1 protein-coding gene is annotated in these 920 nt (G+C 73.8%); it reads left to right on the forward strand.

Translation table 11 applies throughout. The features are described from left to right. The first annotated feature begins 69 nt into the window (after positions 1 to 69). Positions 70 to 834 carry a peptidoglycan recognition protein gene (locus tag EHS43_RS45225; RefSeq protein WP_185806691.1) on the forward strand — a complete coding sequence of 255 codons (765 nt, stop codon included), beginning with the start codon at positions 70 to 72 and terminating at the stop codon, positions 832 to 834. Positions 835 to 920 lie beyond the last annotated feature (86 nt).

The following is a 920-nucleotide window of genomic DNA, read 5'->3' on the forward strand; positions in this document are numbered from 1 at the left end:
GTCTGGCCTACGGCCACGGCGGAGGCTCCCGGAGCCCGGGCCGGTCGCGCCGGACGTTTGCCGCGGGGTGTGCTGGTCGTCCTTGCCTGTGTGCCCGTGTTCGCCGTGGTGGTCGGGCTGGTGTTGTGTGTGCGGGGGATCGAGCGGGCGGTCGACGACAAGGTGGACGGGGCCGCCGCGAGGGTCCGGCAGGGGAGCGTGCCGGTGGGGGCCCGGAAGCCGCACATCGTGCCGAGGTCGGTGTGGGCCGGCGTCGGTGAGGCGAGCGGCACCGTACGAACCCCGCCGCCCCCGCACTACGACGACAAGGTGATCGCGGTCTTCGTGCACCACACCGACTCGCCCAACGACTACGACTGTGCCGACGCCCCCCGCATCATCCGCTACCTCGCCGCGGGCCAGACCGGCGCCCGGGACTGGGACGACATCGGCTACAACTTCCTCGTCGACCGCTGCGGCACCATCTACGAGGGACGGGCGGGCGGCGTCGCCCGTCCCGTCACCGGCGCCCACACCTTCGGCTTCAACCACCGCACGGCGGGCATCGCCGCCCTCGGCACCTTCACCGCCGGCGTCCCCGTCCCGCGGGCGATGGCCGACGCGATCGCCGCCCTGGCCGCCTGGAAACTCGGCCTCGCCGGCGTCGACCCGCGCGGTACCGCACGTCTCACCTCCAGCAACAGCCGCAGCCGCTACGCCGAGGGCACCACCGCGACGCTGCCCGCCCTCGCGGCCCACGGCGACGCCTACATGACGAGCTGCCCCGGCGCCGCACTGCGTGCCCTGCTCCCGCAGATCAGACAGAAGGCGGCCAGTCTCCAGGGCAGGACATGAATCGGGTGAGGGGACCCGGGCCCCCTCACCTGCGCCCCAGGTACGCTGGGGGTGTACCTGGGCCCCCTCACCTGCGCCCCAGGTAC

It is taken from the genome of Streptomyces sp. RP5T, assembly GCF_003933965.1.
Taxonomy (GTDB): Bacteria; Actinomycetota; Actinomycetes; order Streptomycetales; family Streptomycetaceae; genus Streptomyces.